Source organism: Nonomuraea sp. NPDC052634, from assembly GCF_040678535.1.
Taxonomy (GTDB): Bacteria; Actinomycetota; Actinomycetes; order Streptosporangiales; family Streptosporangiaceae; genus Nonomuraea; species Nonomuraea fastidiosa.
On record NZ_JBFATY010000003.1, the window covers coordinates 310,639 to 333,618 of the forward strand.

The window sequence follows — 22,980 nt, forward strand, 5'->3', positions numbered from 1 at the left end:
GCGCCATGCCACCCTCTCCGCAAGGGGACGAGGGCACGAGCCGGCGACCACTGCTTGAGATCGTCATTCCCGCCTACAACGAGGAAGGACGACTACCCGGGGGGCTCCTGCAGCTGTGCGCGAAGCTCGCCCGCATGCCGTTCCCCGCTTCCGTCATCGTCGTGGACAACGCCAGCACGGACCGTACGGCCGAGATCGTCGAGAACTGGCCGCGCGGCGACGTCCCCGTCCGGCTCATCCGGTGCGCGAAGCCCGGCAAGGGAGCCGCCGTACGTGCCGGCCTGCTCGGCACCAGCGCGCCCTTCGTCGGCTTCTGCGACGCCGACATGGCCACCGACCTCGACGCCATCGACCTGGCGCTCGGGCTGCTGCTGTCCGGTGAGCGCGTGGTGATCGGGTCGCGGGCACACCGGGACTCCCACGTGGAGAACCGGCACAGCCGGATCCGCGAGCTGGGCGCGTACGGGTTCCGCGCGCTGGCCGGCGCGCTCGTCCGCGGTGTCGGCGACACCCAGTGCGGCTTCAAGTTCTTCGACGGCCCGCTCGCCCGCGAGTGCGCCGAGCTGCTGCGCACGCCCGGCTTCGCCTTCGACATCGAGCTGCTCGCCCGCTGCGCCGAGCGGGGCGGCCGGATCACGGAGATCCCCGTGCGATGGCGCGACATGCCGGGCTCGCGCTTCTCCCCGGCCCGGCACACCGCCGGCATCGTGCTGGAGCTGGGCAGGATCTGGCTGCGGCTGCGCACGAGGCCGGCGTCCGCCGCGCGGCCGGCGTGGGAGCCGCCGCTCGACCCCGTCGGATTTCCGTGAAGATCGCTGTCGTCAACTGGCGCGACCCCTGGCACCCCCAGGCGGGCGGCGCCGAGACCTTCGCCTGGGAGTCGGCCCGCCGTTTCGCGCGGGCCGGCCACCAGGTCACGTACGTCACCGCGCGCGCTCCCGGGCAGCGCAGGAGCGAGCTCGTGGAAGGGGTGCGCTTCGTGCGGATGGGTGGTGTCTTCACCGTCTATCCGCTGGTGCTGGCCTGGCTGCTGCTGCGCAGGGGCCGCTTCGACGCGGTGCTCGACTGCCAGAACGGCATCCCGTTCTTCACGCCGTGGGTGGTGCGGCGGCGCACGCGGGTGGTCTGTGTGGTGCACCACGTGCACGACCGGCAGTTCGGCGTGCACATGCCGGGGTGGCTCGCGGCCTTCGGGCGCTTCCTCGAAGGGCCGGTCTCGCGGTGGAGCTACCGGCGGCACGCGAGCGTGGCCGTCTCGCCGTCCACCGAGCTCGCCATGCGCGAGCGGCTCGGGTGGCGCGGTCCCGTCCACGTCATCCCGAACGGGGTCAGCGTCGTTCAGCCGGGCCCCGTCGAAAAGAGCCGCGAGCCGCGCCTGGTCTGCCTCGGGCGGCTGGTCGCGCACAAGCGGGTGCACCTGCTGCTGGACGCCGTCGCCGAGCTGCGCGAGCACCACCCGGATCTGACGGTGGACATCATCGGCCGCGGCCCTGAGGAGGCGGCGCTGCGGGCCCGGCTGCCCGAGGGCGTCACGCTCCACGGCTACCTGCCTGAGGAGGAGAAGGCGCGGGTGGTCGCGCGGGCCTGGCTGCACATCAGCGCCTCCCAGGGCGAGGGCTGGGGGCTGAGCGTGCTGGAGGCCGCCGCGCTGGGCGTGCCGACGGTGGCCTTCGACGTGGACGGGCTGCGCGACGCCGTACGGCCGGGGGAGACCGGCTGGCTGCTGCTGGAAGACGGCGAGCCTGTTCAGGGGCTGGCCAAGGGGATCGCCGCCGCACTCGACGAGCTGGACGAAACTTATAGCGTGAAATGTCGGGCATGGGCTGACCGCTTCTCCTGGGACCACAGCGCCGAACGCCTCCTCGCACTCCTGCGCGGCGACGACCCAGGCGCCGACCCGGCCTTCGGGCTCTCCGAGGGCCTCGCCGACGGCCTGAGCGAGGCGCGCGCCGGCGACCCGGGCGAGGTCCGCAGCGGCGGTTGCGCCGGCGACCCGGCCCTCGGGTGGGAGCGCCCATGACACCGCCCGAGAGGCCGCCCGCGACCGGGCGGGTCAGGACCCTGCTGCCCGCGCCCACGCTGCTGCCCACCGACAAGCTGGTGGCCGGGCGGCGCATCGGCGCGGGCCGCCCGGTCGGCGAGGCGACCAGGCGGCGGTTCTGGCTGCTGCTGTGCTGCTTCGGCTTCGCGCTGCTCGCCTTCACCACCCGGCCGGGCCACCTCATCTCCGACACCAAGATGGACCTCGCGCTCAACCCGGTCGGCTGGCTCGAGCGCGCCGCCCACCTGTGGGACCTGCAGCACTTCGGCCAGCTCCAGAACCAGGTGGCCGGCTACATCTTCCCGATGGGCCCGTTCTTCGCGCTGGGCGACCTGGCGGGGATCCCGCCGTGGGTGACGCAGCGGCTCTGGCTGACGCTGCTGATGTGCGTGGCCTTCCTCGGCGTCGAACGCCTGGCGGGACGGCTCGGCATCGGCTCGCCGGGCACCAGGATCGCGGGGGCACTGGCGTACGCGCTGGCCCCGCGCACGCTGTCGATCATCGGCGAGATCTCCGTCGAATGGCTGCCCGCCGCGATGCTGCCGTGGATCCTGCTGCCGCTGCTCACCGCGTCGGAGACCGGCCAGCGGGCGCGCGGCGCGATCAGGTCGGCGCTGGCGGTGGCGCTGTGCGGCGGCGTGAACGCGGTCGCCGTGCTGGCCGTGCTGGTCGCGCCCGTGCTCTACATCCTCACCAGGCCGCGCCCGGTGCCGCGCTGGCGGCTGCTCGGCTGGTGGTCGGGCGCGGTCGCGGTGGCCACCCTGTTCTGGTCGCTGCCGCTGCTGCTGATCGGCCGGTACGCGTTCTCGTTCCTGCCGTACACCGAGACCGCCGAGACCACCACGGCCGTCACCTCGCTCACGAACGTGCTGCGCGGCGCCTCCGACTGGGTGCGCTACCTGCCGCTGAACGGCGTCCTGGAGCAGCCGCCGGGGTTCAGGATCGCGACCGCGGCCTCGATGGTCGTGGTCACGGGCGTGATCGCGGCGCTCGGCCTGGCCGGTCTCGCCCGCCGCGACCTGCCCGCCAGGGGCTTTCTGGTGACGCTCTTCCTGGTCGGCGTGGTCGCGCTGGTCGCCGGGCACGCGAGCGCGCTGGAGCCGGTCACCGCGGAGGCGGTGCGCTGGCTGCTCGACGGGCCGCTCGCGCCGCTGCGCAACCTGCGCAAGTTCGACCCGCTCGTCCGGCTCGCGCTCGCCTTCGGCTTCGCGCACCTGCTGGCGCGTCACGCCAGGCTGCCGGTCCGTACGATCGCCGTCGCCGCCTGCACCGCGCTCGTGCTGCCGGTCTTCAACCAGGGCCTGGCCGCGCCCGGCGACTTCAAGGAGGTGCCCGCCCACTGGCGCGAGGCCGCCGCCTGGCTCGACCGCAACGCGGGCGACGACGGCGTGCTGGTCGTGCCGGGCGCGAAGTTCGCCGAGTACGTCTGGGGCCGTCCCGTGGACGAGCCGCTCCAGGCGCTGACCACCGCCCGCTGGACCACCAGGAAGATCGAGCCGCCCGGCTCGGTCGGCCTGACCCGGCTGCTCGACGCCATCGACCTGCGCCTGGCATCTGGGCGCGGCTCGGCGGGGGTGACCGAGGTGCTGCGCAGGCTGGGCGTGCGCTACCTGCTCGTCAGGAACGACCTCATCCGGCCGAACCTCCAGGGCGCCTGGCCGTCGCGCGTCTACGAGGCGCTGCGCGAGTCGCCCGGTATCACCAAGGTGCGCTCGTTCGGCGAGCCGGTCGGCGACCGGGAGGCCGACGACGCGGTGAACGCGCTGGACCCGGCCTTCCCCGCGCTGGAGCTGTACGAGGTGACGGGCGCCTCCGACCTGGTCTCCGTGCGCCCCGCGGCCGACGCGCTGGCCGTGCGCGGCGCGCCGGAGTCGCTGCTCGCGATGGGCGACCTCGGCCTGCTCGACGACGAGCCGGTGCTGGTCAACGGCGACGCGGGCACCCGCGAGGCGCCCACCGTGGTGAGCGACGCGCTGCGGCTGAAGGAGCGCTCGTTCGGCGAGCTGCGCACGAACCGGTCGCCGACCCTCACCGCCGACCACAAGAGCGACTTCGACGGGGTCAGGGCGCTGGACCTGCTGGAGAAGGGCTGGCTCGACGAGGCCGCGGTGGCCGAGTACGACGGCATCGCCCGCATCAGCGCCTCCTCGTCGGTCGCCGACCCGTACGCGCCGGCCGGGATCAGCAGCACCGGGCGCGGCCCGTACGCCGCCATGGACGGCAACGCGAAGACCGGCTGGGAGAGCGACGGCACGAAGGACCCGCGCGGCGAGTGGCTGCGGGTGGACCTGCGCGGCCGGATGCGAATCCCGTACGTGAACGTCATGTTCGCGCCCGACCTGCTGCTCGGCCAGTCCGTCTCCCGCGTGGCGGTGGAGACCGAGGCGGGCAGCCTGGTGCAGGACGTCGCCCGTACGACGGACCCGCAGCGGCTGCGCGTGCCCGACGGGCCGACGAGCTGGGTGCGGATCAAGGTGGCCGCCACGGCGTCCGGCACCTGGAGCTACGGTCAGCGCGTCGGCGTGGTCGAGCTGTCGATCCCCGGCGTCACGGCCGGGCGTACGATCCGGCTGCCCGGCGAGGGCGGCGACGTGTACGTCATGGACCGCGGCCTCGACGGCCGGCCCGCCTGCATGCGTAACCCGCAGCGCTGGGTGTGCAACGAGGTCGCGCTGGCCGAGCAGAGCGAGGAGACCGGTTTCGACCGCACCTTCCGCGCCGGCGACGCGGCGAGCGTGACCGTACGGGGGACGGCCGTGCTGCGCGACCCCGAGCTGATCGACCGCTACACCCGCATCCGTGCGGACCTGACCAGCGTGACCGGCTCGTCCCAGCTCAGCGAGGACGCCGTGGTCTCGCCCAGGTCGGCCTTCGACGGCGACGACAGCACCACCTGGATCCCCGACGCCGACGACAAGGAGCCCGTGCTCACCGTCGCGTGGAAGAAGCCGATCACGGTCTCCCGCGTCCAGATCGGCCGCCCTGGCGGCGACCAGGCCACGCTGGACGTGATCGTCAGCGGGGACGGCGGCCAGGTGCGCGGCGGACGCGTGGACGAGCACGGCATCGTGACGTTCAAGCCGATGAAGACCCGCACGCTCAAGCTCCGCTTCACGCCGTTCTCGCAGCGGTTGCAGGTGACCGAGCTGGTCATCCCCGGCGTCGATCCGGTGGGGCGGCCCGCCGACGTGCCGCTGCGGCTGGCGTGCGGCTTCGGCCCGACCATCGAGGTGAACGGCCGCACGATCCCGACCAGCGTCACCGGCACCCACGCCGACCTGCTCGAACAGCGGCCGGTGCGGATCACGGGCTGCGCGAAGGCGGCACTCGCCGCCGGCGACAACCGGGTGCGGGTGGCGGGCTGGGATCCGTACGCGATCGACGCGCTGGTGGTCGGGGCGCTGCCCGAGCGGACGCCCGGCGTGGAGGGCGGCGTGGTGCAGAGCACCTGGACGCCCTCCAAGCGCGAGGTCGCCGTCAGCGCGCCGAAGGACTCCTTCCTCGTCGTCAACGAGAACTTCAACGCCGGCTGGCGGGCGAGCATCGGCGGCGAGACGCTCAAACCGGTCAGGATCGACGGCTGGAAGCAGGCGTGGGAGCTGCCCGCCGGGACCACGGGCACCGTGACGATGGAGTACCTGCCCGACCGGCTCTACCGGCTCGCGCTCGTGCTTGGCCTCGCCGGGATCGCGCTGCTCGCGCTGGTCGCCGTGGTGCTGCGGGGGCCGCGTCCCGAGCACGTGCGCGAGACCGCCGCCGCATCCGCCGCCCGGCTGTCGCGGCCGCGGGCGCCGTACGTGGTGGTGGCGGCGCTGGCGTTCGGCGGCTGGACGGCGAGCTGGCCCGGCATGCTGGCGGTGCTCGGCGCGCTGCTGGTGACCCTGCTGCTGCGGGCCAGGCGGTGGCCCGCGCACTGGGCGGCGGCGGGCGCGTTCTGCGCGGCCGCGCTGTCCCTGGCCGCCGCGATGACGCTGCGGAACTACGGCATCGACGTCGAGCTGCTCATGGATCAGGTGCCGCAGCTCGCCTCCTGCGCGGCGGTCGGCGTGCTGTTCGGCCAGCTCGTCAGCGAGCCGGCGCGGCGGGAAGAGCGGCGCGAGCTGCCGGCGGCGAGGCAGGTGCTGACCGGTGTCGGCTGAGCTTGAGCGCGCTCACCTCGATGAGGTGGTAGCTGCCGACGCTCAGCAGCATGGTCACCACGAACGAGACCACCGCGACGCTGGTGAAGTCGGCCTGGAACGGCTGCGCGCCGGTCAGCTTGAGCTGCAGCGTGATCACCGGCGCGTGCCAGAGGAAGAAGCTGTAGGAGATGCGGCCCAGGTAGGCCGCGACGGGGTTGCCGAGCACCCGGTTGCGCAGCGACTCCGGCCTGGACGCCAGCGCGAACGGCGCCACCAGCAGCACCGACACCGCGGTCTCCAAAGCCAGCCGCCACAGCGACTGCGACAGCGTGGGCAGCACGAGCGTGCGCGGGCCGGCCAGCTCGGTGCTCAGCAGCACGTACAGCAGGCCAGCGAGCACCAGGAGCTGCGGGGCCAGCGACTCGATGACCCGGCTGTGCCCGATCCACACCGACAGCACCGCCATCGCCATGCCGCAGCCGAAGAACACCAGGTGGTACGGCAGCAGCAGGGCGAGGTCCGGCAGCTCCGCCAGCCGGGCGACGACCACGGTGACCACCGAGATCAGCGGCAGCACCGAGATGCCCGCGAGCAGCCGCACCGGGCGGTTGCCGCCGCGCGCCCACCGGTGCAGCGCCCAGGCCAGCACCGGCAGCAGCACGTAGAAGGACATCTCGATGGGCAGCGTCCACATTTGGTAGAGACCGTCGGGCGTCGGGTCGTCGGGGAAGAAGTTCTGCGCGAGCAGCATCCACTTCAGCCAGCCGGTCCAGTCGTACGAGGTCCACGCCCACAGGGCGAGCGCGCTCACCAGCCAGTAGACGGGCATGACGCGCAGCACCCGGCGCCACAGGTAGCCGAGCGGCCGCGGCCGTGGCGTATCCTCGATCACCGCGCGCGCCCACGGGCGGTAGAGCAGCAGGCCCGACAGGAGGAAGAAGATGGGGACGGCGATGCCCAGGCGGCTCATCAGCCAGTTGAGCATGCCGTCGCGGTACATGACGCCGGTGTTGCTCCCGACGTGCAGCAGCCAGACGCCGAGCGCGGCCACCGCGCGGATGCCGTCGAGTGCGGCGTCCCTGCCCTTCATCCACGCTCCAGATGTCCGCTGCCGGTCTCCGAAACTACGATAGAACTTGTTTCTATCAATTTGGTTGCGGTGGTTCCGCCGCCGCTGACCGGCTGCACCCCCTGTCATACTTTGATGCTCGACGAACGCACCGAACGACAACATGTTCTACAATGCGGAGGCCTCGATGGGTCGCATCTCCACGCTCGTCCTCATCGGGTTCGGGGCTTTCTTCATCGCGTTGGCGCCGCTGCTGAGATTCTGGGCGGCCGACAAGATCATCTCCGCGCCCGCCGACCAGTTCGGCATCTCGCGGCTCGAGGCCAAGAACGCCCGGTACTTCTCGCTGCAGGACCTCAAGGTGCTGACCGGTGATCTCGACATCATCGTCACCACCCGCGGCGACGTGAAGGAGGCCACCAGTGAGCGGGTGGTCTGGGACGAGGCCATGGTCGTCAACGACGTGACCAACAAGCGGCCCCTGATCGAGCTGTCCGAGCGGCGCAGCGCCTTCGACCGCTACACCGGCGAGGCCCTGAACTGCTGCGGCGCGAGCGTCGAGAAGACGCCGGTGCAGATGGAGGGGCAGGTCTACAAATTCCCGTTCAACGTGGAGAAGAAGACGTACAAGGTGTTCAGCGCCACCGCGCAGAAGGCGTTCGACGCCACGTTCGTCCGCGAGGACACGGTCAACGGCCTGCCGGTCTACGTCTTCGAGCAGCAGGTGCCGCCGACCAAGACCGAGACCCGCACCGCGCCCGCCAACGTGCTCGGCATCAAGGACGCCACCGGCGACGTGCAGGTCGACCGCTGGTACGATGGCAAGACCACCTACTGGGTCGAGCCGGTCACCGGGTCTCCGGTGCGGCAGGAGGTGCAGCGTCACGAGGTGCTGAAGACGCAGGACGGCGTCGAGCGCTCTGAGGCCTTCGTCGCGACCGCGAAGATGACCGACAAGACCGTGGACGAGCTGGTCAAGAACGCCGAGCAGTCCAAGAACGCCATCAACCTGCTGAAGAACGTCATCCCGCTGGTGCTGCTGATCGTCGGCGTCGTGCTCGTCGTGGCCGGCGTCATCCTGGGGCTGCGCCGCCCGGCCGCGGCCGCCTGAGTACCGCAACGCTTTGAGGGCCCGTTTCGAACGGGCCCTTTTTCATTGACGCGAAGCTTGACTAGAACGGGTTACAAAAGCTTGTTACCCGCCAGTAGTAGTTTAAAGATTCTAGGCTAGAACACGTTGCAGTTCGCTGTATCGCGGACGTATCGTCAGGCCATGCGGACACGCGTCACGGACATGTTCGGAATCGAGCTACCGATCTTCGCGTTCAGCCACTGCCGGGATGTGGTCGCCGCCGTCAGCAAGGCCGGCGGCATGGGCGTGCTCGGCGCGCTCTACTTCACCCCGGAAGAGCTCGAAGTCGAGCTCACGTGGATCGACGACCACGTGGACGGCCGGCCGTACGGGGTGGACGTCGTCATGCCGGCCTCGTACGAGGGCGCCGACTTCGCGCCCGACGAGCTGGTCGGCCGCCTCCAGGCGATGATCCCCGACCGTCACCGGGCGTTCGTCGAGAACCTGCTGGCCAGGCATGGCGTGCCGCCGCTGTCCGCGGACGCCGACCCCGGCAAGGTGCTGCTCGGCTGGACGGACGCCACCGCGCGCCCGCAGGTCGAGGTCGCCCTGCGCCACCCCATCGCGCTGCTCGCCAACGCGCTCGGCCCGCCGCCCGCCGACGTGGTCACGCTCGCCCACGCCCACGGCGTCAAGGTGGCCGCGCTCGCCTCCACCCCGCGCCACGCGCTCAAGCAGGTCGAGGTCGGGGTGGACGTCGTGGTCGCCCAGGGCACCGAGGCCGGCGGGCACACCGGCGAGATCTCCACCATGGTGCTCATCCCGCAGGTCGTGGACGCGGTGGACGTACCGGTGCTGGCGGCGGGCGGCATCGGCAACGGTCGCCAGATGGCCGCCGCGATGGCCCTCGGCGCCGAGGGCGTGTGGACGGGCTCGATCTGGCTCACCGTCGAGGAGGCCGACACCCCCGAGATGGCCAGGCGCCGCATCCTCGACGCCACATCCCGCGACACCGTCCGCTCGCGGAGCTGGACCGGCAAGCCCGCCCGGCTGCTGAAGAACGCGTGGACCGAGGCGTGGGAGTCGGAGGAGTCGCCGGGCACGCTGCCGATGCCGCTGCAGTTCATGCTGGTCTCCGACGCCCTGCGTCGCATCGGCCGCTCCGGTGCCGCCGAGCTCGCCACGTTCCCCGCCGGCCAGATCATCGGCATCATGAACCAGGTCAAACCCGCCAAGGACGTCGTCTACTCCCTGGTCGAGGAGTACGCCGAAGCCTGCGCCCGCCTCCAGCGCCTCACCACCGACTGACCCGCACGCTTGGCACGACACCGTCACCCGCCGCGGCCGCACCTGTACGACAGCGTCGCGCCACGGCAGGGCCCCGGCGCGACTCGCCGTGCCGCGATCAGCGACGGTGTCGTCCGGTGGAAGCCGGCGCGCTCGCCGGATGTCGGCTCCCGGTGTCACCGGCCCTCGTAGCGGGCGGGGCGGTTTTCGCGCCAGGCGCGGGTGCCCTCCTTGGCGTCCTCCGAGCCGATCACCGGCCAGCCCAGCTCGTCCGACACCTTCAAAGCCTCAGGCTCGGGCAGGCCGAGCGTGTCGCGGTAGGTGCGCAGGATCGCCTGAACGGCGAGCGGGCCGGAGGCGGCGACGTCGTCGGCCAGCTCGCGGGCCACCGCCAGCGCCTGGCCGTCGGGGACGACGCGGTTGACCAGCCCCATCGACAGCGCCTCCGCCGCCGTGATCGCGCGCCCGGTCAGCAGGAGGTCCATGGCGTGGCAGTACGGGATCTGGCGCGGCAGCCGTACGGCGCTGCCGCCCATCGGGAACAGTGCCCGCTTGGCCTCGAAGAGCCCGAGCGTCGCCGACTCGGCCACCACCCGCAGGTCGGTGCCCACCAGCAGCTCGGTGCCGCCGGCCACCGCGTAGCCCTCGACCGCGCTGATGACCGGCTTCGTCGGCAGGTCCTCGCGCAGCAGGCCCTTCCAGTGGAAGTCCGGGATCTCGGCGGCGCGGGCCTGCACCTCGGGGTCGCTCGACGGCTGCCCCATCGCCTTGAGGTCGGCCCCGGCGCAGAACGTGCCCTCCGCGCCGGTCAGGATCGCCACCCGTACGCAGGGCTCCTCCGAGGCGTACGCCCACGCCGAGGCCAGGCCGATCAGCATGTCCGCGGAGAGCGCGTTGCGGGCCTCGGGCCGGTTCATGGTGACGATGAGAACGTGGCCGTCGCGTTCGATCCGGCAGTGCGGCGTGCTGATCGGCAAGAGCTCCACGATGCCTCCGTAAGTCGCTAGATCAAGCGCTTGCTACGGACTTTGGCCCAGGATACGCTCCCACCAGAAACGAGAACAGGTTCCTGTTTTGCCCGCCCAACGCTGAGGAGATCAGATGGGCACGCTCGGTTTCTGGAGGCTCGCGCAGGCGGATCCCGAGTGGATCGCGGCCGTGGACCCCGATGGCAGGCAGCACCGCGCGGGCGATCTCCTGGCCCGCTCCAACCGGCTCGTGCACGGGCTGCGCGCACTCGGCCTCCGGCCCGGCGACGGCATCTGCGGCCTGGTGCCCAACGGCGCCGACGGCCTCGTCCTCTACCTGGCGGCCCTGCAGGCGGGCTGGTACTACACGCCGGTCAACTGGCATCTCACCGGCCCGGAGATCGCGTACATCGTCTCCGACAGCGAGGCCGAGGCGTTCTTCGTGCACCCGCGCTTCCTCGCCGAGGGCACGCGCGGCGCCGAGGCCATCGCGCCCGACCGGCGCTTCTCGATCGGCGGCGACGCTCCCGGGTTCCGCCCGGAGAGCGACCTGACCGGCGGCCGGCCGGACACCGCGCCAGGCGACCGCACCGCCGGCGCCACCATGCACTACACCTCCGGCACCACCGGCAAGCCCAAAGGCGTCAAGCGGCCGCTCAGCGGCCTCGACCCGGACGACGGGGCCGAGCTGATGGCGTTCCTGCTCACGCTGTTCGGCATCACGCCCGGCCGCCCCAACGTCCACCTCGTCACCTCGCCGAGCTACCACACGGCGGTCACCCAGTTCGGCGGCACCGCCCTGCACATGGGCCACACGCTCGTCTACATGGACCGCTTCGACGCCGAGGAGATGCTGCGCCTGTGCGAGCGGCACCGCGTCACCAGCTCCCACCTGGTGCCGACGCACTTCAAGCGGCTGCTCGCGCTGCCGGAGAAGACCCGCACCGCCTACGACCTGTCCTCGCTGCGCTGGATGATCCACGCCGCCGCGCCCTGCCCCGTCCCCGTCAAGCGGGCGATGCTCGACTGGTGGGGCGACTGCGTGTACGAGTACTACGCCGCAACCGAGGGCGGCGGCACCCTCGCAACGCCCGGGGACTGGAAGGCGCACCCCGGCACGGTCGGCAAGCCCTGGCCCATCAGCGAGCTGCTGATCGTCGACGAGCAGGGCGAACCGGTGCCCAACGGCACGCCCGGCACGATCTACATGAAGATGATGGGCGCCACGTTCGAGTACAAAGGCGACCCCGGCAAGACCGCCGCGAACCGCCTCAAGGACTTCTTCACCGTCGGCGACATCGGCTACCTCGACGAGGACGGCTTCCTCTACCTCTGCGACCGCAAAGCCGACATGATCATCTCCGGCGGCGCGAACATCTACCCGGCCGAGATCGAGAACGAGCTCATGGTCCACCCCAAGGTGGCGGACGTCGCCGTGTTCGGCATTCCCGACGAGGAGTGGGGCGAGCAGATCAAGGCCGTCGTCGAACCCGCCCCCGACGCCGTGCCCGGCCCGGAGCTGGCCGCCGAGCTGCTGGCCTCGCTGGAGGGCCGCCTGTCCAGGATGAAGTGGCCCAAGAGCATCGACTTCATCGCCGAGATGCCCCGCGAGCCCAACGGCAAGCTGCTCAAACGCAAGCTCCGCGCCCCGTACTGGGAGGGACACGACCGTGCCATCTGAGCCCCTGGCTGATCCCCCGGCCGATCCGCTGGTCGCGCAGCACGTCCTGGAGTTCCCCGGCGGCTACACCCGTACCACGGGGCCGGTGATCGGCCGGTTCCTCAGCGAGTTACGCGCCCGCCGCCTCGTCGGCGTGCGCACGACGGAGGGCCGCGTGCTGGTGCCGCCCCTGGAGTACGACCCCGCCACCGGCGATCCGGTCACCGGCGAGTACGTCGAGGTCGGCCCCGCCGGCACGGTCACCACCTGGGCCTGGGTGGCCGAGCCGCTGCCCGGCCACCCCCTCGACCGCCCCTTCGCCTGGGCGTTCATCCGCCTCGACGGCGCCGACACCGACCTCGTGCACGCCGTGGACCCCGGCCACCCCAAGGCGCTGCGGCAGGGCCTGCGCGTCTGGCCGGTCTGGCGCGAGAAGCCCACCGGCCACATCACCGACATCTCGCACTTCGTCCCCGAGGTCTCCCAGATCCGCGCCGACGTCCGCACCGAATACCGCATCAAGGCGGGCGGCGCGCTGCGCGTCTTCCTCGAAGGCATCGCACGCGGCGTCTTCCTCGGCGGGCGCTGCGAGCGCTGCGCAAAGGTGTACGTGCCGTACCGGTCGGCCTGCCCCGAATGCGGCACCGCCATCCCGGACACCGTCGAGGTGCCCGACACCGGGACCGTCACCACGTTCGCCATCAACAACCTGCCCGACCCGAGGGCGCCGCAGGTGCCGTTCGTGTCGGCGTACATCCTGCTCGACGGCACCGACATCCCCATGATCGCGCTCGTCGGCGATGTGCCCGCCCACGAGGTACGGCAGGGCATGCGCGTCAAGGCCGTCTGGGTCCCCGAGAGCGAGCGCACGGCGTCCATGGCGAACATCCGCTGGTTCGCCCCCACCGGCGAGCCCGACGTGGAGCTGTCATGAGAGAAGTGGCGATCGTCGCGTTCGCCCAGACGCGGCACACCGATCACGACACCGGCCTCAGCGAACCCGAGATGATCACCCCGGTCATCAACGAGGTCAAAGAACGCACCGGGCTCACCCGGTTCGGTTTCACCTGCTCGGGAAGCTGCGACTACCTGGCGGGGGCGCCGTTCTCGTTCGTCTCCGCGCTCGACGCGCTGGCCGCCTGGCCGCCCATCTCCGAAAGCCACGTCGAGATGGACGGCGCTTGGGCCCTGTACGAGGCGTGGGTCCGCCTCCAGCACGGCGACGTCGACACCGCCCTCGTCTACGGCTTCGGCAAGTCGTCGCTCGGCGACCTGCGCACGATCATGACGCTCCAGCTCGACCCCTACTACCTGGCCCCGCTCGGCCTCGACCTGCTCTCCTACGCGGCGCTCCAAGCCGCCGCCGTCGGCGCGGAGCCCAAGGAGCTCGACGAGATCGTCCGCCGCAGCCGGGCCGACGGGCGCGCCAACCCGTACGCGCTGGACCTGCCGGAGCCCGAGGCCCACGGAGAGGAGGATTACGAGGACTACGAGGACTACGCGGTACGGCCGCTCAGGAGGATCGACGTGCCGCCCGTCACCGACGGCGCCGCCGCCGTCGTGCTCGCCGCCGGAGAGCGCGCCGGAGAGCTGTGCGACAGCCCCGCCTACATCACCGGCATCGCACACCGCGTCGAACCCCACTACCTCGGCCTGCGCGACCTCGCCAGATCCGGCTCGGCCGCCGACGCCGCCCGCGCCGCGGGCGTCGCCAAGGGCCCCGTCGAGGTGGCCGAGCTGCACGCCCAGTTCCCGCACGAGGAGCTCATCCTGCGCGAGGCCCTGGAACTCGGCGGCGACACCGTCATCAACCCCTCGGGCGGCCCGCTCGCCGCCAACCCCGTCATGGCCACCGGCCTCATCCGCATCGGTGAGGCCGCCCGCCGCATCCACGACGGCACCGCGCGCCGCACCGTCGCGCACGCCGCCGCTGGACCCTGCCTGCAACAGAACCTCGTCACCGTCCTGGAGGCCCGATGAACAGGTGCGCGGTCATCGGCGTCGGCCAGACCCGCTACACCACCAAGCGGCGCGACGTCTCCATCGCCGGGCTCGTCCGCGAGGCGGCGCTGCGGGCACTCGACGACGCCGGGCTGACGTTCACGGACATCGACGCGGTGGTCGTCGGCAAGGCGCCCGACCTGTTCGAAGGCGTGATGACGCCCGAGCTGTACCTCGCCGACGCGCTCGGCGCGGCGGGCAAGCCGCTGATGCGCGTGCACACCGCGGGCAGCGTCGGCGGCTCCACCGCCATCGTCGGCGCCTCGCTCGTGCAGGGCGGCGTGCACGACCGGGTCCTCGTCGTCGCCTTCGAAAAGCAGTCGGAGTCGAACGCCACCTGGGCCCTGTCCACCCACTTGCCGTTCAGCTCCTCGCTCGTCGTCGGCGCGGGCGGCTACTTCGCCCCGCACATCCGCGAATACATGCGCAGAACCGGCGCGCCCGGCCACATCGGCACGCTCGTCGCGGTCAAGGACCGGCTGAACGCGCTGAAGAACCCGTACGCGCACCTCAAGATCCCCGGCATCGACCAGAAGATGGTCGAATCCACGCCCATGCTCTGGGAGCCCATCCGCTACCTGGAGACCTGCCCCTCCAGCGACGGCGCCTGCGCGCTCGTCCTCGCCTCGGAACGGGCCGTCACCGGCACGCCCGCGTGGGTGCATGCCACCGCCATGCGCTCCGAGCCGATCTTCCGCGCCGGACGCGACACCGTGAACCCGCAGGCCGGCAAGGACTGCGCCGCCGACGTCTACCGCCAGGCCGGCATCACCGACCCGCGCCGCCAGATCGACGTGGCCGAGGTGTACGTGCCGTTCTCCTGGTACGAGCCGATGTGGCTGGAGAACCTCGGCTTCGCCGCCGAGGGCGAGGGCTGGAAGCTCACCGAGTCGGGCGCCACCGCGCTCGGCGGCGACATCCCGTGGAACGCCTCCGGCGGCGTGCTCTCCAGCAACCCGATCGGGGCGTCCGGACTGATCAGGTTCGCCGAGGCCGCGCTCCAGGTGCGCGGCATGGCCGGTGAACACCAGGTGGACGGCGCCCGCCTGGCGCTCGGCCACGCCTACGGCGGGGGAGCCCAGTTCTTCGCGATGTGGATCGTCGGACGGGAGATGCCCTGATGGAGTTCAACCACGCCGACCTGTTCGAGGGGCTCGCGGACGCGATCGGGGAACGCACGGCCATCGTCTGCGGCGACCAGCGGCGCACGTACGCCGAGCTCGACGCCGAATCCAACCGGCTCGCCCACTACCTCATGGACCTCGGCGTCCAGCCGAACCAGCACGTCGGGCTGCACCTGTGCAACGGCGTCGAGTACGTCGCCGGGCTGCTCGCCGCGCTGAAGATCCGCGCCGTGCCGATCAACGTCAACTACCGCTACGTCGAGGCCGAGCTGCTCTACCTCTACCGCGACGCCGACCTGCGGGCGCTGGTCTACGACGTGGAGTTCGAGCCGCGCGTGGCCGCCGTCGCCGGGCAGGCGCCGCTGCTCGACCACCTCATCGCCGTGGGCGGGCCACCGGCGATCGGCGGAGCCGTGCCGTACGCGGACGCCCTGGAACGCGGCAGGGCAGAGCGCGGCTTCCCCGCCCGCTCCGGCCAGGACATCTACATCATCTACACCGGCGGCACCACCGGCTTGCCCAAGGGCGCTATGTGGCACGTCGAGGACCTGTTCATGGGCTTCGGCGGCGGCAATCCGTACGGCGAGCCGCGCGCCACCCCGCAGGAGGTCATCGACGAGGCGGTCAAGGCCAGCCCGATGGTGATGATGGCCGCGCCGCCGCTCATGCACGGCGCCGCGCAGATGGCCACGTGGATCGCGTTCTGGATGGGCTCGGCCATGGTGTACGTGCGCAAGTTCGACGCCGCCGAGGTGTTACGCACCATCGGGCGCGAGCGCGTGACCACGATCAACATCACCGGCGACGCCATGGCCAGGCCGATCGCCGACGAGCTGGAGTCCGGCTCGTACGACGTGTCCTCGCTCTTCGTGATCAGCTCGACCGGCGCGATCCTGTCGGGCGCCGTCCGCGACCGGCTTCAGGAGCTGCTGCCGAATGTGATGATCCTCGACAACTTCGGCTCCACCGAGTCCGGCTACACCGCCTCCGCCGTGGCCGGGTCATCGCCTGAGAAGGGCCTGCGCTACCAGCCCAACGCCGTCGTCCGGCTGGCCGTGCTCGACGAGCGTGGCCGGCCCGTCGAGCCGGGCTCCGGGCGGATCGGCACCGTGGCGCGGTCGGGGCGGGTGGCGTTCGGCTACTACAACGACCCCGAGAAGACGGCACGCACGTTCGTCACCACCGAGGACGGCACCCGCTGGCTGCTCACCGGCGACCTCGCCACCGTCGAGAAGGACGGCACGGTGAACGTGTTCGGGCGCGGCTCCCAGTGCATCAACACCGGCGGCGAGAAGGTGTTCCCCGAGGAGGTCGAGGCGGTGCTCAAAGGGCATCCGGCCGTGTTCGACGCGGTGGTGACCGGGGTGCCGGACGAGCGGTGGGGGAGCCGGGTCGCCGCCGTCATCGAGCTGCGGCCCGGCGTGGAGGTGACGCGGGAGGAGCTGGACGCGCACTGCAGGACGCGGCTGTCCGGGTACAAGGTGCCTCGGACGTACGCGTTCGTGGACGAGATGGTGCGCTCGCCGGCCGGGAAGGCCGACTACCGGTGGGCCAGGGAGACCGCCCAGAACGCCTAGCAGGGCTCCCCTTCCGTGCCGGTTCCGGCTTCGATCGGTCAAGGGGCCAGGGGTGCTTCCGGCTTGGATCGGTCAAGGTCAGGGGCCGCTTCCGGCTTCGACCGGTCAGGGGGCCAGGCGGGCCAGCTCGTCCTGGATCGCCTGCGCCTCGGCCGACCGTCCCGCCTTCTCCAGCAGCGCGAGCCTGCGCCGCAGCACGTCCTGGAGCAGATCCGAGGTGGCCTCGCGGGGCAGGCCGCGCAGCAGGTCGGCGGAGACGCGCAGCGCGGCGTCGGCGGCGTCGTCGCGCCCCAGGTCCTGCTGGCACGCGCCGAACCGGGCGTGCGCCACCGCTCTCGCCAGCGGGTCGCGCGTGACCTGCGTACCGCGATGGAACACCAGCCCCGCCTCCAGCGCCCGGCCCGCCTCCATCAGCGCGTCGCCCAGCATGAGCATCGCCCTGGACAGCAGCCCTGCCTGCATCGGGTTGCCGGGCGAGAAACGTTCGAGCGCCGCCACCGCCTCCCGCAGCGGCTGCACCGCCTCCGCCGGCCGCCCCCGCATTCTGAGCGCCCCGGCCAGCGTCAGGCACGCGCCCGCCCGGCTGATGTGCAGGGCCTGCGCGTTCGTGCCCGCGGCCAGCAACTGGTCGTAGACGGTGATCGCCTCGCGCGCCCTCGCCTCCGCCTCGCCGCCGTCGTCCAGCCCGAGCAGGGGCAGTAGCTCGGAGCTCTGCGCCAGCGAGTCCGCCAGGATCGCCCGGAACGTCAGGTCGCCCGGCGTCCGCCTGGCCACCGGGATCAGGGCCTCCACCAGCGTGTTGGCCTCGGCCAGGCGGCCCAGCATCATGTGGCACCTGATCAGCCGCTGGGTGGCGAGGACCCGCTGGACGGTGCCCTGTTCGTGGGTGTTCGCGGCGATCTCGGCGTACTCGACGGCCTGCTCTGGGCGGCCCTCCGCCAGCAGGTCGTCGGCGATCAGCGCGGCCGTCTCGGCGGCGGCCTGCGGCTCGGGCAGCCTCCTGAACAGCCGCAACGCCTCCACCAGGTGCGCCAGCGCCTCCTGCCCGCGCCCGGACATCCGCAGCACCCTGCCGCGCACCTGGATCGCCCGCGCCCGCACGAGCGGCAGCTCCACGTCCTCCTCGGCGGCCCTGTCCACCTCGGCCAGCGACCACGCGATCGCCTCAAGCGCCGCCTGCGGCCGGTCGAGCGCGGCCAGCGCGGAACCGAGCCGCGCGAACACCGCCGCCGCCACGGCCGGATCGTCCAGCTCGTCGCACAGGTCCGCGGCCCGCTCGCAGTGCGCCAGCGCCTCCACCGCCCGGCCCTGGTCGAGCAGCGCCCCGGCGTAGTCGTGCAGGATCTCCGCCAGCAGGCGCGGGTCGCGGTCGTCCAGCAGCGCGACGGCCTGTTCCAGTACGGGCAGCGCGGGACGGGCGGCGGCGAGTGCGGCGAGCGCCCGGCCGAGAGATGCGCGGCAGGCGGGGGAGACGGCGGCGAGCCCCCGGTACACGCGCACGGCCAGCTCCGCCACCTGGGCGGCGCTCCGGTCCGCGGTGGCCACGAGGATCATCAGGCAGCGGCCGTAGCGGTCGTGCACGTCCTTGCCGCCCTCGCCGCTGAGCGGCACCTCGCGCTCCAGTGCCTCGGTGAACGCGGCCAGCGGCTCGACGAGCCCGCCGATGTCCACGAGGGCACCGGCGTCGGGTTCACACCCGTCAGGGTCGCCGGGCTGGGCCGCCCGCACATCACGGGCGTACTCCTCTATCGCCGTGATGAGGGCGTCGAGCGCGTCCGCCTCCGGCAGCGGACGGATGCTGAGGATCCGCGCGTACAGCTCGATCCCGGCGGACGGCCCCTCCTGCTCCACCCGCAGCCGCGCGAGCCGGACCAGCGCCAGCACGTGAACGCTCATGAAGTCGTCAGGTACCCGCCCGGCCCGCGCCGCCAGCTTCGCCGTGCCGTCGGCCAGTCGCGCCTCGGCCGCCTCCGGCTCGTGCAGCTCCGCCAGGCACAGCCCGGCCAGCTCGTGGCATCCGGCGGCGAGCAGCAGCTCGTCGTCGTCCGCGGGCAGCGGGAGCAGGGCGAGCGCCCGGTCGGCGGAGGCCAGCGCGCCCGTGATGTCCTGCCGGGCGAAGCGGATCCCGGCCTGCAGCCGCAGCGCGCCGGCCAGCGCGATCGGACGGGCCGCGCCCTCGTTCACCAGCGACGTGTACAGCTCGACCAGCCGCCCGGCCGCAGCATCCGCGTCCGACGGGCAGTCGGCGCGCGACAGCGCGAAAGTCTCCAGGATCAGCAGCTCGGCCAGCTCAGCGCGGGCGCCCGCCTGCGGCCGGCTCGCCTCGATCGCGGTCAGCAGGTGCGGGATCGCCTCCTTGTACCGTCCGAGCCCGACCAGCGAACGGCCGAGCGCCGCCGCCACCATGCCCACGGCGATGGCGTGCGGCCGGTCGGGCGCGGCATGCCGTTCGAGCAGCTCGGCCGCCTGCATGGCGAGCGCGAACCCCTCACCGGCCCGTCCCGTGTCCGCCCACACCCGGGCGAGGTCCGCCTGAGCCGACAGGTACGCATGAATACGCTCGATCTCCGGCGTACCGGCGCTTTCCACCGCCTCCCTGCGCTCGGCGAGCCGCCGTTCCGCCCTGGCCACCGCCTCCTCCGGCCGGTCGAGCACCATCCGCAGCAGCCACGGCTCGTCGGCGGGCCGGTCCTGCTCACCGCCCCTGCGCAGCCGCGCCCGCACCTCGGGGCCGTACCGGCGGTAGGAGGGATCCTCGACGCTCAGCACGTCGTACAGCTCGGCCGCCATCTCCAGCTGCGCGAGGCCGTCGGACGTGCGGCCCAGGCCGTCCAGGCACAGGCCGAGCAGCCGGCGGCCCCTGGCCTGCGTCGCCCGGTGCCCCTCGACCGCCTCCACCGGCACGGCCATCGCCTCCTGCAACGGCTCAAGCGCCTCATCAGGGCGGTCGTCGGCCAGCAGCAGCTCGCCCAGGTCGAGCAGCCGGCCGGCCAGGGCGTTCCGGTGCTCGGCGGGGTCGAGCGTCACGAGGGATCGCAGGTTCCGTACGGCCTCCGCCGCCGCCCTGATCGCCGCGTCCAGGTCGTCGAGCCCCGCGTGCAGCCTCGACACCACACTCGCCGCCGACGCCAGCATCGCCCGCAGCTCCGGCTCCTCGGCCGCCAGCCCCCGCAGCCGCGCCACCGCCTCCCCGGCCGGGGCCAGCGCCTCGGACCGCCTGCCGTTCGTCTCCAGCCAGGCGGCGACGAGGTGCAGCCCGTGCGCCACATCGCGGTTCGCCGGCGCGACGCCCCTGAGCGCGGACGTGACCGCGACCGCCAGGCACCCCGCCAGTTCGGGCAGCACCTCCGCCGTACCGACCTGGTCGAACGGCGCCAACGGCTCCGGCCCCGCCACCACCTCCTGCGCCCCGGCGAGCAGCAGCCCGCTGGGGGTCACCGCCGCGCCTTCACTCGCCACCGCCGCCGCAGCCCCGCTCGCGCTGGTGAGCCCGCTCGCGCTGGTGGGCCTGCCCGTGCCGGTGAGCCCGGTCGTGCCCCACGCGGCGAGGCCATCCGTGGCGTGGCCGCCGGGGCCGGGTGCGGGCGCGCTTGTGCGGTCCCCGCTTCCTGCCGCGAGGTTTCCTGCTGCGAGGCCGGTTGCGTCGGGGCCGGGGCCGGAGGAGGGCAGGACGGCGAGGAGAGCCGTCAGGTAGGACGCGAAGCCGGGGTGCCCGCCCGCCGCCTCGAACGCCGCCACCGCCTCATCAAGCCGCCCGCTCTCCAGCAGCGCACACGCCACGTTGTACTGGGCACGCGCCGCCGGCCAGGCGTAGCGGGGGTCGTCCTCGGCGAGCACGCTGAACCGGGCCGCCGCTTCTCGGGCGGGCTTGAGCGCCCCGGCGGCCTCGCCACCGAGCAGCAGGTACGCCCCGAGCCCGAACAGCGCCTCCGCATGCCCCGCCGCGTCCTCGTACGGGGGAGCGCCCGCGTACACCTCCACGGCCTCACCCGCCGCCGCGACCGCCTCGCCCACCCTGCCGACGGCCGCCAGCCCGCGCGACCACCACGCCAGCGCCCCGGCCAGCGCGGCCCGCTCGCCGGTGGTGCGCCGATGCCGCACGGTCAGCTCGGCGAGCGTCACGTCCAGCGCCCGCAGGCCGAGCCCGCCGTTGCGGAGGCCGGGACCGGCGTTGCCCGGCTGCGCCACGGGCAGCGCGGCCACCGCCTCGGCGAGCTGCCGATCATCGGCGAACAGGGCCAGCGCGGCGTTGAGCACGTCGCCGAGCCTGCTCGCGGGATCGGCGACGGCCGCCGCGACCAGCCGGCCGATGCGGCTGGCGATCAGCGACCACAGCGCCGCCCGCACCCGCTCGCGACCGGCCGCGAGGCGCAGGACGTCCAGCATCCGTACGAGGTGCGCCGTCGTCCGTGCCTCGTGGTCGTGTACGGCGAGAACGAGCGCGTCCAGGTCCTCGGTCTCGTCCAGCAGGAGCTCGGCCACCACATCGAACCCTTGGGCCGGCACCCCGAGCCGCCCCAGCCACCGGGCCACCTCCCCGGCGACACCCCCCGTGCCGGTGCGGATGCCAGGGACGGCCGTGAGCAGCGCGGGCAGCTCGTCGGCGCGGGGCTCGGTGAGCACCAGCACGGCCACCGCCTGCCACGCCGCCAGCTCCCCTAGCCGCCTCAGCCCCTCCGGCCGGCGCTCGGCCCGGCTCTCGAACCACTCGAACGCGCCGGGTTCTGGAGCGAGCACATCACCGGAACGGTCGTCTCGCTGAGGGCCGTGGCCGGGCGCGACGCCGGGCCGCTCGTGCTCCTCGGGCAGGTGAACGGCCGCCTCGCCGGGCCGTTCGTGTGCGCCGGGCTGATGAGCGATTGCGTCGCTGGAGCGTTCGTGAGCCCCGGGCTGATGAGCGGTCGCGTCGTCGGGCCGGTTCGGATCGTCCGGCCAGAGCCGGAGCCAGCGGGCCCACTCCCGGGTGAGGAACCGGCCGATCAGCTCCTCGCCACTCACGTGAGGCGCGCCGTCCAGCCGCAGCAGCGCGGCCAGATGGACGTGGAGGGGGAGGCCGTACTCCGGGTCGTCGAGCCGAGGCGGGCCGGGCAGCGCGGCCTCGGCCCCGGGCCCTGTGGGATCAGGCCCTGTGGGATCAGGTCCTGTGAGATCAGGCAGCGTGAGATCAGGCAGCGTGAGATCAGGCAGCGTGAGATCAGGCAGCGTGAGATCAGGCAGCGTGAGACCGGGCTCAGACGGGCCGGAGGCCGTGGCACTGAGGGAGGTGAAGGCTCGCATCGCCGCCAGCGCGTGCTGCCGGCGTTCGGGGAGCGTCAGCGGGTGGGCGTTGAGCTGGACCGTCGTGGTGTTGAGACGCCTGAGCCTGCCGCCGGCCGCCGTGTCCAGGCGGCGCCACCAGTCGCCGTCGCCGGGTTCGCGGGCGACCAGCAGCAGCCGTACGCGGGGGTTGCGGCCGTGCCGGGCCAGCCGCCGTACCAGCTCGCCCACCAGCGGCGGCGACGCCTCGGGCCCGTCGAGCACGATCAGCGTCGGGCGTACGGCCTCCAACCTGACGCCTTGCCCCGCCGTGCCGTTCTCCCTGAGGTCGCCGGTGTGCGGCGCGGACAGTACGGCGGCGAGCGTGTCCAGCGGCAGGAAACCCGCGTCCCAGCCCAGCGCCTCCAGCTCCGCGCACAGCTCACCGGCCAGCCGCGTCTTTCCTGTCCCGCCTCGTCCGGTCAGTACGGCGATCGACAGCGATGACGCCTCACCGGCCCACGCCCGCAACTCGCCGAGCGGCCGTTCCCGCCCCAGGAACGGCACCACAGCACGCCCCGCCGCCAGCTCGGCCCACCCCGCCGCGCCTGGCACGCCCGGCGAGCCCTCCGGGCGCGGGAAGACCAGCGGGTCCGGCGAGGGCGGGTGAACCTGCGCGTCCGGCGGGCCCGGCGGAGCGGCCGAGCCGGGGTAGGCCGGGGCGGCCAGTGGGTCCGGCGAGGGCGGGTGAACCTGCGCGTCCGGCGGGCCCGGCGGAGCGGCCGAGCCGGGGTAGGCCGGGGCGGCCAGTGGGTCCGGCGAGGG

Annotated in this window: 13 protein-coding genes; 10 read left to right on the top strand and 3 right to left on the bottom strand. The window is 72.9% G+C overall.

Features of this window, described 5'->3' with window-relative positions; translation table 11 throughout:
* Positions 1–5 precede the first annotated feature (5 nt).
* Genes AB0K67_RS17375 through AB0K67_RS17385 form a run of 3 tightly spaced genes read left to right on the top strand, consistent with a single transcriptional unit; the run spans position 6 to position 6,180 of the window.
* Positions 6–809 carry a glycosyltransferase gene (locus tag AB0K67_RS17375; RefSeq protein ID WP_364060365.1) on the top strand — a complete coding sequence of 268 codons (804 nt, stop codon included), beginning with the start codon at positions 6–8 and terminating at the stop codon, positions 807–809.
* Entirely contained in the window at positions 806–2,020 is a 1,215-nt protein-coding gene (locus AB0K67_RS17380) for a glycosyltransferase family 4 protein (protein ID WP_364060368.1), read from the top strand. The genes AB0K67_RS17375 and AB0K67_RS17380 overlap by 4 nt, the downstream gene beginning before the upstream one ends.
* Positions 2,017–6,180 carry an alpha-(1->3)-arabinofuranosyltransferase family protein gene (locus tag AB0K67_RS17385; RefSeq protein ID WP_364060371.1) on the top strand — a complete coding sequence of 1,388 codons (4,164 nt, stop codon included), beginning with the start codon at positions 2,017–2,019 and terminating at the stop codon, positions 6,178–6,180. The genes AB0K67_RS17380 and AB0K67_RS17385 overlap by 4 nt, the downstream gene beginning before the upstream one ends.
* Here AB0K67_RS17385 and AB0K67_RS17390 read toward each other — a convergent pair.
* Positions 6,107–7,252 (bottom strand): acyltransferase, encoded by a 1,146-nt coding sequence (locus AB0K67_RS17390; RefSeq protein ID WP_364060374.1) that lies wholly within the window; start codon positions 7,250–7,252, stop codon positions 6,107–6,109. The two genes, AB0K67_RS17385 and AB0K67_RS17390, sit on opposite strands and share 74 nt — an antisense overlap.
* 166 nt (positions 7,253–7,418) lie before the next feature.
* On the opposite strand from AB0K67_RS17390, the gene AB0K67_RS17395 reads away from it, so the two are divergent.
* Together AB0K67_RS17395 and AB0K67_RS17400 are read left to right on the top strand one after the other, a co-directional pair.
* Positions 7,419–8,342: a DUF3068 domain-containing protein gene (locus AB0K67_RS17395; RefSeq protein ID WP_364060377.1), complete on the top strand. Its 924-nt coding sequence runs from the start codon at positions 7,419–7,421 to the stop codon at positions 8,340–8,342.
* Between the two features lie 162 nt (positions 8,343–8,504).
* Positions 8,505–9,611: a nitronate monooxygenase family protein gene (locus AB0K67_RS17400; protein WP_364060380.1), complete on the top strand. Its 1,107-nt coding sequence runs from the start codon at positions 8,505–8,507 to the stop codon at positions 9,609–9,611.
* 155 nt (positions 9,612–9,766) lie between these two features.
* Here AB0K67_RS17400 and AB0K67_RS17405 read toward each other — a convergent pair whose 3' ends face one another.
* Positions 9,767–10,576 carry a crotonase/enoyl-CoA hydratase family protein gene (locus AB0K67_RS17405; RefSeq protein WP_364060383.1) on the bottom strand — a complete coding sequence of 270 codons (810 nt, stop codon included), beginning with the start codon at positions 10,574–10,576 and terminating at the stop codon, positions 9,767–9,769.
* A 115-nt stretch (positions 10,577–10,691) separates the two neighbouring features.
* Between AB0K67_RS17405 and AB0K67_RS17410 the strand changes: the two genes are divergently transcribed.
* Genes AB0K67_RS17410 through AB0K67_RS17430 form a run of 5 tightly spaced genes read left to right on the top strand, consistent with a single transcriptional unit; the run spans position 10,692 to position 16,920 of the window.
* A complete protein-coding gene (locus AB0K67_RS17410; RefSeq protein ID WP_364060386.1) occupies positions 10,692–12,239 on the top strand; it encodes an acyl-CoA synthetase in 1,548 nt (515 codons plus the stop codon).
* On the top strand, positions 12,229–13,152 hold the full coding sequence (locus AB0K67_RS17415) for an OB-fold domain-containing protein (RefSeq protein ID WP_364060390.1): 924 nt from the start codon (positions 12,229–12,231) through the stop codon (positions 13,150–13,152). The genes AB0K67_RS17410 and AB0K67_RS17415 overlap by 11 nt, the downstream gene beginning before the upstream one ends.
* Positions 13,149–14,198 carry a lipid-transfer protein gene (locus AB0K67_RS17420; RefSeq protein WP_364060393.1) on the top strand — a complete coding sequence of 350 codons (1,050 nt, stop codon included), beginning with the start codon at positions 13,149–13,151 and terminating at the stop codon, positions 14,196–14,198. Before AB0K67_RS17415 ends, AB0K67_RS17420 begins: the two co-directional genes overlap by 4 nt.
* Positions 14,195–15,340: a thiolase domain-containing protein gene (locus tag AB0K67_RS17425; RefSeq protein ID WP_364060395.1), complete on the top strand. Its 1,146-nt coding sequence runs from the start codon at positions 14,195–14,197 to the stop codon at positions 15,338–15,340. The genes AB0K67_RS17420 and AB0K67_RS17425 overlap by 4 nt, the downstream gene beginning before the upstream one ends.
* Positions 15,340–16,920, top strand: coding sequence for an acyl-CoA synthetase (locus AB0K67_RS17430; protein WP_364060398.1), 1,581 nt, complete (start codon positions 15,340–15,342; stop codon positions 16,918–16,920). Before AB0K67_RS17425 ends, AB0K67_RS17430 begins: the two co-directional genes overlap by 1 nt.
* Positions 16,921–17,025: 105 nt before the next feature.
* Here AB0K67_RS17430 and AB0K67_RS17435 read toward each other — a convergent pair whose 3' ends face one another.
* Positions 17,026–22,770, bottom strand: a complete 5,745-nt coding sequence (locus AB0K67_RS17435; protein WP_364060401.1) for a tetratricopeptide repeat protein — start codon at positions 22,768–22,770, stop codon at positions 17,026–17,028.
* Positions 22,771–22,980 lie beyond the last annotated feature (210 nt).